At 45.0% G+C, this 18,811-nt stretch carries 12 protein-coding genes; 9 read left to right on the forward strand and 3 right to left on the reverse strand.

Features of this window, described 5'->3' with window-relative positions:
• Positions 1-111: 111 nt before the first annotated feature.
• Together IPZ60_RS03105 and IPZ60_RS03110 are read left to right on the forward strand one after the other, a co-directional pair.
• Positions 112-1,851 carry a hypothetical protein gene (locus IPZ60_RS03105; protein WP_265087428.1) on the forward strand — a complete coding sequence of 580 codons (1,740 nt, stop codon included), beginning with the start codon at positions 112-114 and terminating at the stop codon, positions 1,849-1,851.
• Positions 1,835-2,560 carry a DUF3726 domain-containing protein gene (locus IPZ60_RS03110; RefSeq protein ID WP_194196414.1) on the forward strand — a complete coding sequence of 242 codons (726 nt, stop codon included), beginning with the start codon at positions 1,835-1,837 and terminating at the stop codon, positions 2,558-2,560. Before IPZ60_RS03105 ends, IPZ60_RS03110 begins: the two co-directional genes overlap by 17 nt.
• Positions 2,561-2,623: 63 nt before the next feature.
• Here the strand turns inward: IPZ60_RS03110 and IPZ60_RS03115 are convergent, their stop codons facing one another.
• Entirely contained in the window at positions 2,624-3,547 is a 924-nt protein-coding gene (locus IPZ60_RS03115) for a LysR family transcriptional regulator (protein ID WP_194196415.1), read from the reverse strand.
• Positions 3,548-3,708: 161 nt separating this feature from the next.
• On the opposite strand from IPZ60_RS03115, the gene IPZ60_RS03120 reads away from it, so the two are divergent.
• Positions 3,709-4,161, forward strand: a complete 453-nt coding sequence (locus IPZ60_RS03120) for a DoxX family protein (protein ID WP_194196416.1) — start codon at positions 3,709-3,711, stop codon at positions 4,159-4,161.
• Positions 4,162-4,274: 113 nt separating this feature from the next.
• Positions 4,275-5,096 (forward strand): class III extradiol ring-cleavage dioxygenase, encoded by an 822-nt coding sequence (locus tag IPZ60_RS03125; protein ID WP_194196417.1) that lies wholly within the window; start codon positions 4,275-4,277, stop codon positions 5,094-5,096.
• 149 nt (positions 5,097-5,245) lie between these two features.
• On the opposite strand, the gene nirD is transcribed toward IPZ60_RS03125, so the two are convergent.
• Positions 5,246-5,596, reverse strand: a complete 351-nt coding sequence (nirD, locus tag IPZ60_RS03130) for a nitrite reductase small subunit NirD (protein ID WP_194196418.1) — start codon at positions 5,594-5,596, stop codon at positions 5,246-5,248.
• A 136-nt stretch (positions 5,597-5,732) separates the two neighbouring features.
• Positions 5,733-8,333: a nitrite reductase large subunit NirB gene (gene nirB / locus IPZ60_RS03135; protein WP_194196419.1), complete on the reverse strand. Its 2,601-nt coding sequence runs from the start codon at positions 8,331-8,333 to the stop codon at positions 5,733-5,735.
• 641 nt (positions 8,334-8,974) lie between these two features.
• On the opposite strand from nirB, the gene IPZ60_RS03140 reads away from it, so the two are divergent.
• From IPZ60_RS03140 to cobA, 5 genes are all read left to right on the forward strand, one after another.
• Positions 8,975-10,483: a NarK family nitrate/nitrite MFS transporter gene (locus IPZ60_RS03140; RefSeq protein WP_194196420.1), complete on the forward strand. Its 1,509-nt coding sequence runs from the start codon at positions 8,975-8,977 to the stop codon at positions 10,481-10,483.
• A 256-nt stretch (positions 10,484-10,739) separates the two neighbouring features.
• Positions 10,740-12,686 (forward strand): bifunctional protein-serine/threonine kinase/phosphatase, encoded by a 1,947-nt coding sequence (locus IPZ60_RS03145; protein WP_194196811.1) that lies wholly within the window; start codon positions 10,740-10,742, stop codon positions 12,684-12,686.
• A gap of 55 nt (positions 12,687-12,741) precedes the next feature.
• Positions 12,742-14,220, forward strand: a complete 1,479-nt coding sequence (locus tag IPZ60_RS03150) for an NAD(P)/FAD-dependent oxidoreductase (RefSeq protein WP_227669208.1) — start codon at positions 12,742-12,744, stop codon at positions 14,218-14,220.
• Entirely contained in the window at positions 14,217-17,699 is a 3,483-nt protein-coding gene (locus tag IPZ60_RS03155; protein ID WP_194196421.1) for a nitrate reductase, read from the forward strand. Before IPZ60_RS03150 ends, IPZ60_RS03155 begins: the two co-directional genes overlap by 4 nt.
• A 157-nt stretch (positions 17,700-17,856) precedes the next feature.
• Complete coding sequence (gene cobA / locus IPZ60_RS03160; protein WP_194196422.1) at positions 17,857-18,768, forward strand: uroporphyrinogen-III C-methyltransferase; 912 nt, start codon at positions 17,857-17,859, stop codon at positions 18,766-18,768.
• Positions 18,769-18,811 lie beyond the last annotated feature (43 nt).

Here is an 18,811-nt window from a genome sequence, read left to right on the forward strand (position 1 = left end):
TAGGGTGTGTTTGACATTCACAAATAGTCTCTGTCAGTGCCATGGTCGAATATCAAACACGCCCTGTTAACGAAGCTGCTGGCTCAGTATATTAAGTAAGGTAGTGAAATTATGAATATGGTTTATGCAAGTAACGAAAACATTAACGTCAAACAACCTTCGCTTATTACGGGTTTTCGTACTCGTGATGTGATTATGAATGCAGAAAGATTAGGCGCAATGCATCAGACCCGTATTAGCTTTGTGCGCACATTACTCCGTAAAATTGACAAAGAAAAATGGACACTCAGCACGCACTTGTGGGATTTGGATGAACAAGGCTATGGCAAAGTTATCTATCGCCTAAATACCCCAGAGCACCTGTATCATCTGGTGGTGTTCTGCAATGAGTTGGCTGATGAAGAACGTAACGATAGGGTGATTGCCCAAAAATGGGATGTCACCTTTGGTCTGGTGTTCGGCGAGATAAGTAAAGAGCTATTAGATAATCTACAAGCTAATGTGCCGCTACAAGAAGCAGGTCGCAATTCTAATATGGTGATGGTGCTGGCACGAGCAAATAAGAGCGTCAGGGTTTTTGATCATATTGTCAGCTCGCTCGCTGTTGGTAAGCAACCGGACTTGGCTGTGCTATCGCAAGTCGGTTATATCTTGCGTACCACTGCTGTCTATGGCAACGGTAAATTCGGTATTTATGATTTTAAACCGTTGGAGCATAGTGAGGACTTTGACCAATCGTTTCGGGCGCAGATGTGTGCTGTCTATCTGCTGCGCGAGTTTAGTTTAGATTGGGTTGATTATTTGGCACAGCAAAAAGGTGGCAGCAACGCAGTCAAGCTGCATCCAGAGATTAAGCGTTATTTGGGAATTGGTAATGCCACGGGTCTAGGTATGGCGCCCTACTTAATCAATCATCCCTGTATCGTTGACCAATGGCTGACCACCCGTGAGGAAGCACTGCAAGCGACATTGGTTTGCCAGATTGAGCCCAAAGAAACGGCGTATTTTGCCAGTTTAATCAAACGTGCTATTCAGCATTTTAGCGAAATCGTCACCATCAATGAGCAGCAAATAAAACTCAATGAAACGGTCGTCACAGAGTTGACAGTATTACAAAACAATTTGATGATAAGTATTAATAATTACGCGACATGGGCAGAGTTCTTGCAAGCCCACGATTACCTAAGTTTTGAGAGTCAAGAAGTCATTATCTCCTGTTTAATGGAGCTGTATCCTGAGCGTGTCGATGCCTCTCAAAAAAAGGTAAATGCTGATGAAGCCTTGTCGCTACCGAAAGGAAAGGCGATTCAAGATTTAATCGATGTATTAGAGCTGCATTACCAGTGGGCGATTGATATTGATTTTAGTCAGCCTGAAAACAGCTATTGGTTCTGGTATCGTTCAGTGGATAAAGAGGAACCACGCATGGGCGTACGTGGGCAAGAGCCTGGCGCTGATCGGGAGCTAGCACTAGATATTGCACGGCAAGCAAACAGGTTATATTTTGCCCTTAAACAAGCCAACCCTCAACAACTGATATCCGAGTTTATCTTAAATCAACCAAAGTACCGCTCAATTGCACGCCACGTTTGGACAATGGGACATAAATCATTGGGTGATATTCAGATGAATGTCTTGCATAAAACCGCATTACCCATGCATCTGTTACGGTGTAAGTTATCGATGTTTGGTGCGACCAAGTTTGATCCGAGATCAGATCGTTGGGTGCGGATTACCTTGTTTCAAGGCGCCCCTTTATTTGCAGAAGTGCATAGTGATGAATGGCTGTTTCCTCTATTACCTGATTTGTCGACAGAGCAGGGAGGTTTGACTCATGATCGTATCGCATAATGAAATCGTAGCAATGGTGTATAAAGCCTTTACTGGGATGCATCGAGAAGTGGGTGAAGCAGATGTGATTGCCACTATGGTCGCTGAGCTACAGATGGCGGGCTTGGATGGTATCAGACACTTTAATAACGCCAGTCCGTATATCTTGAACGAGGTTGATACACCAATTAACATCATCCATCAAGAGGAAGGTGCTATTCGCTTAGAGTTGCATGGTAATAGCTTGGCTTGTCACTTGCCGACCATCATTGACTATGCGCTTGAAAAAATGGGTGATCTAACGCATTTCCACATTTATTTACAGAACTGCCATAACCGTTGGCTGGCTTATAGTGAGCTGGTAGGATTGGCAAGTAAAGGTTTTGCTTGTTTGGCTAAATGGGACAATGGCTCTGTGCCCAAACAAACGTTATTTACGTTGAATCAAGGATTTGTCTATCCTGATTTATACTTTTTTGATAAAGCACAAGCCAATTATAATACCAACGATATGGTTATCGAGATTGCGACTCAAAACTTTGATATTGAAAACGATATTCAAAATTTCGATCGTAAAATATCAACAGATGAGCTGTTTGAAACCCACCAGCGCGCATGGAAAGAAGGCATATATGTCGATGATGAGCAATGGGCGATACTCAAAACAACAGCAGCGGCCATATTGGTTGAAAATAGTGAAGCATCCACCAAAGGAGCAGGGGGCGTATAGCGTATAAAGCCAGACTGCTAATTGCTCTATAAAATATACCTATGTATGCTAATGAGCAATTGGCTATTTAGCGCTTACATTAAGTGCCTGATCCCAATACGGCGGCGTCCCATAATAGTCCGTCATAAAGTCAATAAAACATCTGACTTTATGGGGCAGCAGTTTTCTATGAGCATAGACGGCATACAAGCCTAAAGGGTCGGGCTCATACTCAGGCAACACTACGACCAACTTACCAGTATGTAGCGCATCACTAGCAATAAAAGTCGGTTGCAGTATTAATCCTGCACCTGCAATGGCTGCTTCAACGAGTACATCGCCGTTGTTACTGTGGAAGGTACTCTGTTCTTTGAGTTGTTTCTTCTTTAAGTACTTATAAATTTGTCCGTTAGTTTCTATATTTATATAGCTGTAATGCAAATAGCGATGCGCTTCTAAATCCTCGAGTTGTTTAGGCATACCATGAATTTTTAGATACGCAGGCGATGCGCACAATACCACACGAATAGGGGCAATTTGCTTAGCGATGAGTGATGAGCTCTCTAACTGTCCGATACGCAGTGCAATATCAAAGCCTTCTTCAACGATATCAACTTTCCGGTCGCTTAGCTGAAGATCAACTGTGACGGAAGGATATTTTCCTTGAAAATCAGTAATCAGTCTTGCCATATGCTTTAAAGCAAATGAGACAGGCGCACTGACTCGCAAGACTCCCTTAGGGTGCTGTTGTAGGCCGCCCAATTGCGCCGACATTTCATCAATACTCAATAAAACCTGCTGCGCGTGCGTAAAATATTGGCTACCAGCCTCAGTCACACTTACTTTACGGGTTGTACGATTGAGCAGGCGAGTATTTAGCTGCTCTTCCAATTTTGCAACGTATTTGCTCACCAGTTGCGGCGAGAGCTGCATCGTAATAGCCGCTTTACTAAAACTGCCCTCCGTCACGACTGCTACAAAGGCGCGCATCGCGTCGATTCTATCCACATTTTTTCCTATATTTATCCTAATATCAAATATATTATAAACAATACGTTGATAATCATTCAACATAACTCAGCTTACTCTTTTATATCGTTGATAGTAAAGTGTGCTCATATCATTTCCGACACTATTTATCCTAATCACATATTCTGGAGTAAGCATTAATGAAATCATCACTATTAAATACTATTTTGACATCGAACGCTGGAGCAGCGGCCTTAGTTCTTCGTGTACCCGTTGGATTAATTTTGGCAGCCCATGGCGCTCAAAAATTATTTGGCTGGTTCGGTGGTAATGGGCTAGCAGGTACGGCTCAATGGTTAAGTAGTATCGGTATGGAACCTGGTTACTTGATGGCCATATTGGCAGGCGGTGCAGAATTCTTTGGTGGACTTGCCTTAGTATTAGGATTGCTGACCCGACCGGCTGCCTTAGCCGCAGCCTTTACCATGTTGGTGGCTATTTTCTCTGTTCATATCGGTAATGGGCTGTTTGCTGATAATGGTGGTTATGAGTACGCATTGATATTGATGGTGGCTTCGCTTGCACTAATGATACAAGGGGGCGGAAGTTTTAGTATCGACCAAATGTTATCAGGAAAAGTAGAGCAGATTTAATAGGGGTGAGCAGTCTAAAACTTGCGTCATCTAGAGCTATTTTTGAGCTTAAATATTGATGTTTATCGTTGATTTATTCATCGTTGAGATAAAGCATAAGGGAGTAAAAGCTAATGGGCAACGCATCGATTTCTGTCACACAGCCAGTATTTTTTATACCTCATGGTGCGGGTCCATGCTTTTTTATGGATTGGCAACCGGCTGATACGTGGAATAACATGGCTGAGTTTTTAAAAAATATTACTAATCGACTGTCTGAGCGACCAAAGGCTATCTTAATCATTAGCGCGCATTGGCAGATGTCTGAATTTAGTATTACCGCTGGCGAGCAACCTGAGCTCATTTATGACTATTATGGCTTTCCTGAGCATACCTATCAACTGACTTATCCTGCATGTGGCGCGCCAGTATTGGCTGAGCGGATTAGCCAATTGCTTACCGATGCAGGTATCGCAAATGAAAAGAACACCACGAGAGGCTTTGATCATGGGACTTTCATTCCCTTAAAGCTGATGTACCCTGAGGCCGATATTCCAGTAGTACAGCTATCACTACGTAACAATTTAGACCCGAAGGCGCATCTGGCTGCTGGTCAAGCACTACCATCATTGCGTAAAGAAGGGGTGTTGATTATTGGTAGCGGCATGAGTTTTCATAATATGCGCGGCTATGGCGATGCAAGATTTACCGCGCCGTCAGAGCGTTTCGATGAATGGCTGACCAACACTGTGGAAACAGCAGATTCGGATGAGCGCCTCTCAGCCCTTACGAATTGGTCATCGGCGCCTCACGCGCTTGACTCACATCCACTAGGTGCAGAAGAGCATTTGCTACCGCTTATGATAACGGTAGGGGCAGCAGGGAGTGATGCAGGGCGCAAAATCTATTCTGAGCAAGTGCTAAAAACGCAAATATCGGCCTTTCAGTTTGGTTAAATATGTTGAAAAGTACAACCCATAGTGATTCAGCGTAATTGTCAAAAATAAAACATCCTTTGGGTCTGAGACTCAAAGGATGTTTTAGGTTAATAGAGCAATTATTAGTGACATGTCAAAGTTGTCAAAATGAGAGATAACGTCTGTCATTATTCATAGTTTGCCACCACATTATTTCCATCAAGTTTGAATTTATAAGTATTGAGCACAATACTCTCATCATCTAAACACTGACCAGTAGCTAGGTTAAAGCGTTGCTTATAAATGGGCGAGGCCACATAAAGGACCTCTTTTGCTATTCCTGTATCATCTGTAATTGTGGTGCCACCAATCAACCCCCGTGACAATACATTGGCTTGACTGAATGGATCGTAGTTATCAAGAGCAAATAAATCGTTCTGTTTGGTACGAAAAATAGCAATTTGTTTGCCATCTATCAGGGCGCAGACACCGGTTTCAGGAATGATATCGTCAAGTGTACAAATAGTCTGTTGGTTCATGAGGCGGTATCCTTAGTGATGATAATATTGCTCTGTATGAGTGGTAAATCATGAGTGACAAATTGCGAGTTGCAAAACATGAGTCAAAAAACAGCGCCTTGCTTTTTGTGATAACTAACAAGGCACTCATCATTGGCTAGGCCAATTCAACCAGATTGATGGTTGCTTTTTCCGCATCAGTCGCTGGGCGAATCTGCTCACGATCGGTCACGAAAACGACATTATCATCGCCTTTCTCACTGTTTACAAAATGACGGAAACGTTTGAGTTTTTCGGTGTCATTAATCGTCGCTGCCCACTCACACACGTAATTGTCGACCAATAACTGCATTTGTGCTTCGAGCTCATCTGCTATGCCCAAACTGTCTTCAATAATGACGGCTTTTAGATAGTCCAGCCCGCCATCTAAGCTTTCACGCCACTTTGAGGTGCGCTGTAGCTTGTCCGCTGTTTTGATATAAAACATAATGATGCGGTCGATATATTTGACCATAGTTTCGGTGTCCAGATCGGTGGCGAACAGCTCGCCATGACGTGGGGTGATACCACCATTACCGCAGACAAATAGATTCCAGCCGTTTTCAGTCGCAATCATGCCAAAGTCTTTACTTTGCGCTTCAGCACATTCGCGCATACAGCCTGATACACCCATCTTGATTTTGTGCGGTGAGCGCACGCCTTTATAACGATCCTCTAATCTCAAGGCGAGGCCAATACTGTCATCGACGCCGTAGCGGCACCAGTTATTACCGATACAAGATTTCACGGTACGTAAGGATTTACCATAGGCATGACCAGTCTCAAAGCCTGCTTGCACCAGTTGCGTCCAAATATCAGGCAATTGCTCCATGCGTGCGCCAAACAGATCGACCCGCATCCCACCAGTGATTTTGGTGTACAAATTAAACTGCTTCGCCACTTGACCCAGTACGATGAGCTTGTCTGCGGTAATTTCACCACCCGGCACACGCGGTACGACGGAATAAGTGCCGTCTTTTTGTATATTACCTAAGTAGTAATCGTTACTGTCTTGTAGTGGTGTCAGCTCGGTTTTGAGTACGTAGTCGTTCCAGCACGATGCCAAAATAGAGGCGACTGTCGGTTTACATATCTCACAGCCATGGCCGCTGCCATGTTCAGTCAATAATTCATCAAAGGTTTTGATACCGTGCACACGAATCAGGCTATATAAATCTTGACGAGAGTACGCAAAGTGCTCACACAAGTCATTGTTTACTTCAAAGCCCATGGCAGTGAGTTGATAGCTGACCGTATCTTTGACCATAGGGGCACAGCCACCACAGCCACTACCGGCACTGGTCATGGTTTTTACATCGCTGACGGAGTATGCGCCGTTTTCGACGGCTGAGCAGATAGCACCTTTGGTCACGTTATAACAAGAGCAGATCGTGGCGGTGTCTGGTAGATTGTCGATGCCCATTACGGGTTTTTCAACATTGGGTAATATCAGGCTTTCTGGGTGTGCAGGTAGGTCAATGTCATTTAAATACAATTGCAGTAAGTTGTTGTAGTCTTCGGTGTCACCTACCAGTACAGCACCAAGCAAGCGTTTGTTATCAGGTGTGGTGACCAGTTTTTTGTAGATGCCTTCAGCAGGGTTTTGATACAGATAGCTTAAACTGCCGTCACTCGTGCCATGTGCGTCGCCAATACTGCCCACATCAACACCCATCAGTTTTAACTTGGTGCTCATGTCGGCACCCGTAAATATCTGCTTGCTATCACCAGCAATTTGCGCAGCACAGATACTGGCCATGTTGTAACCGGGAGCCACCAGACCAAATACTTTATTGTCCCATACTGCGCATTCACCTACGGCATAAACATGATCGGCATTGGTGCGACATTGCTCATTAATCAAGATGCCACCGCGCCCGCCCATTTCGATACCGCATTCGGGGTTGTTTTTGATGAGGCCATCTTGCGGTCTAATACCGGCGCTAAACACAATCATATCAGTCGTTAGAGAGGTGCCATCTGTAAACTCCATGGTTAAATGTTGTTCATCACCGCTGGTGTCATCAGAGTTCGGCGCAGTATTAGACAGAATCTCTTTGGTGTTTTTCCCCGTCAGCACTTTGACACCAAGTGCTTCTATTTTTCTCTTTAAAATCTCACCGCCAGCGGCATCAAGCTGAACGCCCATCAATTGCGGCGCAAACTCGACCACATAGGTATCCAGCCCTAGCGTCACGAGCGCTTTTGCGGCCTCAAGCCCCAGTAGACCACCACCAACCACCACGCCTTTTTTGACAGTGGGCAGCTCAGCAATCGCTAAAATCTCATCTAAATCTGCAATGGTACGGTATACGTGGCAGTGCGGATGCTCGCGACCTGGGATGGGTGGCACAAAAGGATATGAGCCCGTCGCTAGTACCAACTCAGAGTACTCAATAATCTCGCCTGCCTCAGTAGTAATACGCTGACTGGCCGAATCGATATCTACAATACACTGATTCAAATGCAAATTAACTTTTGATAATTCATAGGCTGTTAAATCTACTAGGTTCAGCTTACTGGCATCTTTATGTTCAAAGTAGCTCGACAAATAAACACGGTCATAAGCAGGGCGGTCTTCTTCAGCAAACACATGAATGTCAAATTGCTGGTGTAGCCCTTGCTCAATTGCTCGTTCAATAAAGTGATGACCGACCATACCGTTGCCAATCACCACCAAATTGCCTTTACTCTCTGTGCTCAATGCAGTGCTACTCATGCGTCTGTCCTTAGTAATGGGGCTGGTTGGGTACGGTCATCGTTTATTTTTTTATCACGCTATAAACGGCTCCGTCCCTCAACAACAGCTGATAAACAGCATTTAATACCTACTATTACAGAGCATTCAATAATCATGCCATGGCACTTTGATTAGCTGGGTTTTTGCACGTTGCTATTAGGCATAAAGGTATGCCGTATCGAGACCAGTCGCTTATGTACTAAGGTTTTTATGTCAGCATGGTTAGCGTTGCTATTTGCCAAAAATCAGGGTGCGCACGATTGTTAACGACAGCGATATCAAAAATTAATGCACCAAAATAGACACTGTAGTGCCCCAAGTTGGATGTTATTGCTGTTTATAAGGGAGGCTAATGGAGTACTTTAAACCTGTTGCGTTAATGCTTTATTAGCATAAGCGTCAGGTGTGGCGATGGTTATAGACCCACCAGTAAAGGCGCTTGGATAATTAACGAGTGCTGACCTTTATACAGATTTGGCAGCGTACACAAATAACTGGCATAACCATTGCACCGCCTGAAACATCGCTACTTATCATTTTTGAATACTGCATTTTTTGAACACTTAGTACATTTAGTACGTTGTCAGAACCCTGAAGTTAATCATTTGAGGAAGTTGCCTATGTCATCATCAGCCCCCGTTGCGCCTAGTAAAGACAAGCTTAATGTTTTGTCATTTACGGGTAAAAATAAAATCCTTCATTTAGGTTGGATGGCATTTTTCCTTACCTTTTTTGTATGGTTCAACCATGCACCATTTCTATCAGCGATTGGAGAAACACTCAATCTGAGTAAAGACCAAATCAAAACGTTACTCATTTTAAACGTGGCATTGACCATTCCTGCCCGCGTGATTATCGGGATGCTGACAGACCGTTTTGGCCCTCGCATTGTTTATACCGCCATTTTAGCCATTGGTGCTATTCCTTGTTTTACCTTTGCGTTCGCTCAGGATTACAATACCTTGGCGCTGTCTCGGTTTTTGCTGGGTTTTGTGGGTGCAGGTTTTGTGGTGGGTATTCGTTTGATGAGTGATTGGTTTCCAACCAATGAATTAGGGACGGCTGAGGGTATTTATGGAGGGTGGGGTAATTTTGGCTCGGCAGCAGCGGCACTGTTATTACCGACTATAGCGATTGGTGCTGCAGCAGTTTTCGGTGGTGATGAAGGTTGGCGTTATGCAACAGCCACATCAGGGGTGGTAATGGCGCTTTATAGCATCATTTTTTATAAGATGGCGCGTAATACACCCAAAGGGGCTACTTATTTTAAACCCAAAAAATCAGGTGCCATGATGGTGACGTCATCAGGTGATTTTTGGTTAATGATGGTTTTTAAACTGCCTATGTATTTGGCATTGGCATTATTGGCATGGAAACTATCACCTGATGGTGTGAGCTTGCTGAGCCAGTCTAGTGTCACTATGGTCTATATTGGCCTTGCGATACTGTATGTTTACGAGTTCATCAGTAGCTACCGTTTTAATAAAGAGGTTTTCACGACGCCTGTACCAGTGGCGCATCGTTATGATTTTAAGCAAGTAGGTATCTTAAATATTTTGTATTTTGCTACGTTCGGCTCAGAGCTTGCCGTCGTGTCGATGCTACCTTTGTTTTATCAAGAAACTTTTAGTTTATCGATTGTGATGGCAGGGGTATTGGCATCGAGCTATGCCTTTATGAACCTTATGTCACGTCCAGGCGGCGGTTGGCTCAGTGATAAGTTTGGTCGCAAAATAACTTTGTTGATTTTGACAGCTGGTTTGGCCATCGGGTATCTGTTGATGGGCTTCCTTGACTCAACGTGGCCACTTGCATTGGCGCTATTAATTACGATGTTTTGCTCATTCTTTGTACAGGCAGGTGAGGGTGCTGTTTTTGCGGTGATTCCTCTGATCAAACGCAGCATGACAGGGCAGTTTGCAGGGATGACAGGCGCGTATGGTAATGTTGGGTCAGTGGTGTATTTAACAGTGCTGAGTCTGGTGTCTTATCAGGTGTTTTTCTTTGTGATTGCCGCTACAGCAGTGGCTGGATTCTTTGCATTGTTTTTCTTAAAAGAACCAGAAGGTATCATTATTGAAGAAATGCCAGATGGCACATTTGCGGAAATACAAGTGAGTCATAGATAGTACGGGGTGAAGATAGATGACGATAGCACACGCCAATAGAAACAATAGTCAAAATGCGGATGGTGATATGTACCAAAACGCTGATGAGATGGCGGTTCATTTTAATACAGGCAATCCGTCATCTCCAATAGGCTCAGGTCAGTTTGTTGCCAATGATGTCAGCCAGAGCATTGATAGCCACGCTATTGATAAGACTGGTGACAGTAAGGATATTGATGATGCTAGTACTGCATTATGGTGGCTTGATTTTTTCACCATGGCAGGTCGCAAGACGGAAAATCAAGACAGTGTACTTATTACCACCTGCTTGCCCTATCAATGTTCAGGTGAAGAATCATCTAGTGCCAATCGCTCAATATCTCAAGCAAGATCTCACCCGCCATCATCAGCCCCATTATTGGTTTTGATGGCAGATGGGGTCAGCGCTTGCCAGTTTCCAAAACAGGCAAGTCGACTGGTGGTGAATACCATTGCTCACAAAATAACATTGGGGTTGACCGCACTGGCACAATCACAAGATGAGACGTCATCTATCAGTTTTGACGATGATCAAGTCGCTAGTCTCATCAAAACAGCAGTCAATAAAGCCAACGATATCCTATATTTTCCTCAAGCGTATCAACGGGTGCCGCCGTTGTTGTCTACGTTATCAGGCTTGCTCTGTATTGGTGACCGTATTCACTTGTTTCATACAGGCGACTCTCGAATATACCGCGTTGGGGTAGATTGTCTGACAGTATTGAGCAAAGATCACCGCGTGCACCGCGGCCAAGATAAAGGAGCGCTTGCTGCAGCTATCGGCGCAGATAGCCAGTTAGAGCTACAACAATCAGTATTTACCCTCCATCAAAACGAGTGTTTGGCCATCATGACAGATGGGGTGTATGAGCATATAGAGCCTACAGAGTTGCAGTTTGAGCTGTGCAGCAGTGCGACTGATATATTTCAGTTGATGGCTACTACACACAAATTACCGCTAGGGTTTAACACCAGTCAAGCCGTGTGCGAGCAAGCCTTTAGTGCAGGTAGTCATGATAATCTAAGTATGGTCATGCTGAGTATGAACACACGGTCAGCCCATTTTACTTCTATCAATGGCTCTAAGGGCATTGGTCATTTTGATGGCATTGACTTTGATAATCTGGATACGGTCATACATGATGTGAATCGCTACCAGCTGCCAACTGGTTTACAGATAGGCGACCATATTGATGGTTTTACTGTGATTGGTATTATTGCTCGTACGGCTCGCAGTCACGTGTACTGGGTGCAAGATGAAGACAACCATGACTTTGTTTTAAAATCACCCAGTTTGGACTCTGTAGCCGATGGCCACTATCTGCGTGATTTTTTAAAAGAACGCAAAATTGGTTTGAGCCTATCAAAACATCGCCGCGCGGGCGAGTCGGCTTACAATCAAGCTGATCCCAATCGATTGTCTGTCAATCCTGCATCCAACAATATTGGTCATAACGTGGGTTCTGGGCTTAGTGAGTCGGGGCTGCTGCGTTACTATCCAGTACCAGCAAGTACCACATACTTATATCATTTGACTGAATATATCGCTGGTGAGAGTCTACGAGACTTTATGGATCGTCATGCGCCTTGTGATGTGTGGCAAACCTTTGATTTACTTACCAAAATTGGCATGGCGGTTCGAGTCATGCATCGCAACTATCTGTTGCATCAAGATATCAAACCCGAAAACATTCTTTTAACCAAATCAGGTGCCGTCAAACTCATTGATTTTGGTTCCGCCAGTTCCTCTATCTTAAAAGACAGCACCCGACCACCAAATGGTGATTTGCACTATGCTGCACCAGAATATTACACCGATGCACCAAAAGGCGTGCATTCTGACTTGTTCTCGATTGCAGTGATTGGCTATGAATTGCTGACGGGGCAATTGCCATTTAATACCCAAACACTAATGATGCCAAACCAAACATTACTGATGCCCGCGCAGCCGCTACGGCAACAGAACGTACCTGACGCCAGCCAACAGGCACTCATGCGTGCGCTGCATGTCAACACTAACGCGCGCTATCAAGCCATTGGTGAGTTTTTACAAGATTTTAACCCCGATAATAAGGCACACAGCCGCGACCCAGAACCCCTCATTAAGCGTAACCCTCTACTGGTATGGCATGGCATTTGCTTTATAGAGTTTGTCATCATTTTATTGTTGTTGGCGTACTTTTAATGACACGCTGTTTTGCATTCAATGCTGCTCCGCGCGGCTAAGGAATTTTCTGTTTATGTCGCTATCTATGTCGCAAGCCTCCACTAGGGTAGATACTCATACCAACACTCACGCCTTAGCATCAGGTCATCAAAAAAACGCCGGCATCGTTATTATCGGGGCGGGCATGGCAGGCAGTCGCTTTGCCATTGAGCTTGCTCGCACACAATCGAATGATGACAAATCCCGTTTGCCAATTACGTTGATCAGTAAAGAGCCGCACGTGGGCTATAACCGTATTATGTTGTCACCCGTATTGGCTGGCGACACGGCGTTTGAAGATACTTATTTATACGATAGCTTAGAGTATGAGCAGTTAGGTATCACCGTACTGGCTGGGGTTGCAGTAGAGACAATAGATACCAAGTGCCAGTATATTGAGCTAGATGATGGGCAAACACTCAACTATACCAAGTTAGTAATGGCCACAGGATCAACTGCCCGAGTCATTCCATTCCCCAATCACACAGCTAAGGGCGTGCATGTGTTTCGAGACCTTGCCGATGTGACCGCTCTGATGGACTATGCTAGCAAAGGAAAAACGGGTTTGGTGATTGGCGGTGGCGTACTGGGATTAGAGGCTGCCTGCGCGTTAGCGGCACAGGGCGCGAGCATGACGGTTATTCATATGGATGGTTATGTACTCAATCGTCAACTAGACCTGCCAGCGGCCGAGCTTTTGCAAGCTGAGCTCAGTCGCCGAGGGGTTGGTCTCGCGGTTTCTGCACATACTGAGGCCATTGAGATGAATGACGCAGGAGAAGTATGCGGCTTGTCTTTAAAAGACGGGCGCACGCTAGCGGCCGATTTTATCGTGATGGCAGTGGGTGTGATACCCAATACAGCGCTTGCCAAACAAAGCGGTATCGAGGTTAATCGCGGTATTGTGGTCGATGATTTTATGCACACCAGTTGTCCCAATGTTTATGCCATTGGTGAGTGTATAGAGCGAGAGGGCGAGCTATTTGGAATGGTGGCTCCGGTCAATCAGCAAGTAGATACATTGGTCACAGTTTTAGAAGATGCTTTGATAGAAAACGATATAAACGTGATAGATGGTAAATCCACCGTACCAGATCACTGGGTTCCTTTTGTCAGCAAGCCGCTGTCATTAAAATTAAAAGTATCTGGCATGTCGGCATTTTCTGCAGGGCAAATTGCTTTTGATGACGAAGCCGCTGACACTATTGAGACCCTCGTATATCGTCAGCCTGCCTTAAACCATTATCACTGTCTGTATCTCAAAGAAAACAAACTCATTGGCGCTGTGCTTTATGGGGATACAAGCGACGGCAGCTTTTATAGTCAGTTGATTATAGATAACGTTGACATTACGCCCATCAAAGACACACTAATATTTGGCGAGGCATATTGTCATTTGGATGAAATCACGCTTAACAATTCGCCAACTACGGAAGTAGATATAGAACTTGATGATACAGACAAGAACATCAATCATCATAAAGTGGCCGAACTGTTAGAGGATGCATTATGAATGATGCTACCGCCAATCAATCTGCTGCTAGTAAAGTAGTATCAGCTAATAGCCTACCTAATAGTGTACAAAGAACAATAGACCATGTCATTGAGACACATGACATAAGCGCCGCCAAAAATACAGAAAAAGCACCGTTGTCATCTGATGGTGATTTGATTAATAGCTCGATCACTACTATCCGCACGACGTGCCCTTATTGCGGAGTGGGATGCGGTGTTTTAGCGAGCGTGAATGAGACAGAGGTTCTGAGTGTAAAAGGAGATCCTGAACATCCGGCTAACTTTGGTAAATTGTGCTCCAAAGGAAGTGCGCTGGCACAAACATTGGGCACCGCGCGCCGCTTGACCGAGCCATATTATCAAAACAAGCAAGCAGTCATGCAACAGCATCAGCCTATGCAATTGGGTAATGATTTTAATGCTATAGACGTATCCGACAAGCCACTTATAAATCAGACAGACTGGGACACCGTTTTAGATGACGTGGCCAGTCGTTTAAATGACACCATCGCTAAACACGGGCGAGACAGCATTATGTTTTATGTCTCAGGTCAATTGCTGACTGAAGACTATTACGTGGCCAATAAATTTATAAAAGGGTTTATCGGTAATAACAACATCGACTCCAACTCTCGGCTGTGTATGTCATCCGCAGTAGCCGGGCACAAACGCGCGTTTGGCGCAGACCTTGTGCCGGGTAATTACGAGGATTTGGAAGCTTGTGATTTATTAGTACTCGTAGGCTCCAATATGGCGTGGTGCCATCCTATTTTGTTTGGTCGATTTTTAGCAGCCAAAAAAGCCAATCCTAATAAAAAACTGATTGTGATAGATCCGCGCCGTACGGACTCTTGTGAATTTGCCGATTTGCATTTACCAATTGCTGCGGGTACGGATACACATTTATATAATGGGTTGCTACATTACCTAGATCAGCAGGGTTGCCAGAATGATGAATATGTTAGCCAAAGCTTGGGCGTTGATGATGCGGTGAATGCGGCCAAAGCATGGAGCATTGATGAAGTCGCCAGCGCCTGCCAAGTGTCTGCGGATAGTATCCGCCAGTTCTATGAATGCGTTGCCGCCACTGATAAAACGGTCACTGCTTTTAGTATGGGCGTCAATCAATCACAAAGCGGAACCGATAAGGTCAACGCCATCATCAATACCCATTTGTTCACAGGGCGTGTGGGCAAAGTAGGGGCCAGTCCGTTTTCACTCACTGGACAGCCTAATGCAATGGGCGGACGAGAAGTAGGCGCCCTTGCGAATCTGTTGGCGGCGCATTTAGAACTAGACAATGCTGATCATCGTCAGCTCGTGGCAGACTTTTGGCAGGCGCCTCAGCCTATCTCTCCAAATGTAGGTGTCAAAGCCTGCGATGCTGCCGCTGCCATATTGGATGGTCGTATCAAGGCCATTTGGATTATGGCCACAAACCCTGTGGTCAGTTTGCCAGATGCGGATAATTTTCGCCAAGCGCTTGCTGAATGTGATTTGGTGATTGTTTCTGATTGCTCGGTAGACAGTGACACGGTGAAGTGTGCCGATATTGTATTGCCTGCTCAGGGGTGGGGTGAAAAATCTGGAACGGTCACCAATTCTGAACGGCGTATCTCTCGTCAGCGGACATTAATGCCTGCAGCAGGGCTTGCCAAACCAGATTGGTGGATACTATCTCAAGTTGCCACACGCATGGGGTTAACGGGATTTGATTACCAACACCCAAGCGAGATATTTAATGAGCATGTGGCATTGACGGCTTATGGTAATACGCATAACCAAAGCGCATCTCACTCCAATAAGACCTATCCTCGCTACCTCAATCTCAGCAAAGACTTGTCTGCTTTAATGACAGATGAGATGCCAGCCGATAAACCTGCTCAACAACATATTAGCCAGCATATTAATCAGAACGGCAATCAAACATATCAGCCAATCGCACTCAGTCAGCAAGCATACGAAGAGATGTTACCGTTTCAATGGGGTGGCACGCGTATCTCTATGATTGATAAGATAAAACCTTTAGCAAATGAGATCAATAATCCCGCTGTTACTGTTACCAAGTCACAGTTAATCGCTATTACGCCCTCTGATGAAGCGAGCGTAGCCAATGTGCATCGACGTCAAACAAGGCAAAAACCCCAACTGATTGGTGAGAGTCAACCACCCTCTAAACACGAGTTTGAGCATGATACTCAACCTGAAAACCAAGTGGTTCATTTACGCCTGATTACGGGCAGGCTTCGCGATCAGTGGCATACCATGACTCGTACTGGCCTTGCACCGCAATTAAACCAACATCAACCAATACCAACACTGACCATACACGCTAACGATGCACAGCAACTGGGCGTTCAAGACAATGACTTTGTGCAACTGCATCGTAGGTATGAAAACTACGAAAAGTATGAAAGCTATGAGAACGGCGTGACCAGTGATGGCATAGTCAGTGATATCGCGATGAGTACGGCTAAGGATAGTAACAAGCCAGCGAGTACTGTAATGGCGCAAGTTGCCATTAGCGATACGTTGCGCGTTGGCGATGCATTTATGCCTATGCATTGGAGCAATGCTTTTGCTAGCTTCGCCCGAGTAGGCCCGCTTATCCCAACAGTCGTCGATCCACATTCAGGGCAGCCAGAGCTCAAAAATTCGGCGATTAGTGTCACGCCCGTTCCTATGCAATCATTTGGCAAGATTTTGGTGCATCCTGAGTGGCAAGACGCCGTTATAGTGCAATTACGTACTATTCTGGCCAATTTTTCTGCCCACGGGTCAGAGAAAGAGTTTTCTGAAACAAAATACGAGGCACGTTCAAATAATATTTTACCAGAGGCGTTACCTGCACTTACTTGGAGTTTGAGCCATCAAAATAATAGTGTATTGATTAATCTCGCTAGCCCGATGGTGGAGGCTAGCAGTACCTTAGCGTCTCCCGAGTTTTGGCAGCAGTTTATGGCCTCTATGCAATCATTATCACAGCCAAACTTTCAAGAGCGTGTCATGCATACGGCGTTTACGGTCGATAATGTACAGAATCAATTGCGTTTTATTGTGACGCAATCTGTGCCTGAGATAGACTCAGATAACACTGCTATAAATAGTGGAGCATCTGATAATGAAAGGCCTAGCACACAACTAATTATGGCTGTTTATGTTGCCCCAACGCAAAAGCAATTACCGAGTGTACGCTGGCTCGATAGCTGCTTTATGGATACTAGCCAAATACCTGCCAATCAACGATATAAATGGTTGCTAGCGGGGCGGCCTGCCAGCGGTTATGTCGATCCAGGACCCTTGGTATGCTCTTGTATGTCAGTTGGAAAAAACATCATTCTCAACGCTATTACGCAGCATGGTTGTACTAGTGCGACGGCAGTGGGTAAGCAGTGCCGAGCAGGTACCAATTGTGGATCTTGTGTGGGGCAAATCAATGCATTAATTGCAGAATGCGCCCCATTGGCGCAAGCTTAAATGATGTTGTGGCACGTCGCTTGCAGCTTTTTATATGTAATTACTGGTTGAGTGTTGTGTTATGAACAATAAACCATTTTAAAGTAGGGGTTTATTCACAACTTTGCTTTTGGTTGCCCATTTTGCTGTATTCACGCTGTTATCAGGAGTCATCACCATGACCAATATATCTGCCGCTACCTCAACGCATGAGACCTATCAGCTAATGGGTCAACACTGCGCAGAAAACGTGCAAACTTGCACCAAAAGAGGCACTGTGCATCTGATTGGCGCAGGATCTGGTGACCCTGAGTTATTAACCTTAAAAGCATGGCGAGTGATGCAGCGTGCAGAGGTAGTGTTGTATGACAGTCTGGTGTCTGAAGATGTTTTGGATATGTGCGCGACTACGGCTGAAAAAATATTCGTTGGTAAGCGCCGTGCCAACCATGCATTGCCACAAGAGAGTATTAACGAGCTACTGGTCAAACACGCGCTGGCAGGTAAAATAGTGGTTCGTTTAAAAGGTGGCGACCCCTTTATTTTTGGACGCGGTGGTGAGGAGCTACAGGAAGTGGTGCGTCATGGCATTCATTTTGAGTCTATTCCGGGTATCACTGCTGCAAGTGCCGCGGCTAGCCGTGCAGGAATTCCACTAACGCACCGTGACCATGCTCAGTCGGTCAAGTTTGTCACTGCTTGCAAAAAAAATGGCGCGCCTAATAATGATTATAGTGAGCTAATGGACAGCAGTCAGACAGTTGTGTTTTACATGGGTTTGCACCGTTTGCATGAGATGACACAAGGATTGATAGCAAGTGGGCGTGACAGCGAAACGCCTTTTGCCATTATTAGCCATGCCAGTATGCCAACGCAGCAGGTACTTATCGGTACATTAAGTGATATCGCTGATCAGCAAGCTGAAGCAAAACTACCAACACCTGCACTTTTAATCATGGGTGATGTGGTCGCTTTATATCATGAGTTTGCAGGCTACAACCTTGGCAATCTGGATAAAACGTCATTTATAGATGTGAACGAAGTCATAGACAGTGAAGGTTTAGCACCCAGTCTTGCGAGTGTTGTATAAGTGAAGGACGCCTAATAAAACAATCCTAAAAGTGTCTACAGCT

The sequence above is a fragment of the Psychrobacter sp. NG25 genome (assembly GCF_015234355.1).
Taxonomy (GTDB): domain Bacteria; phylum Pseudomonadota; class Gammaproteobacteria; order Pseudomonadales; family Moraxellaceae; genus Psychrobacter.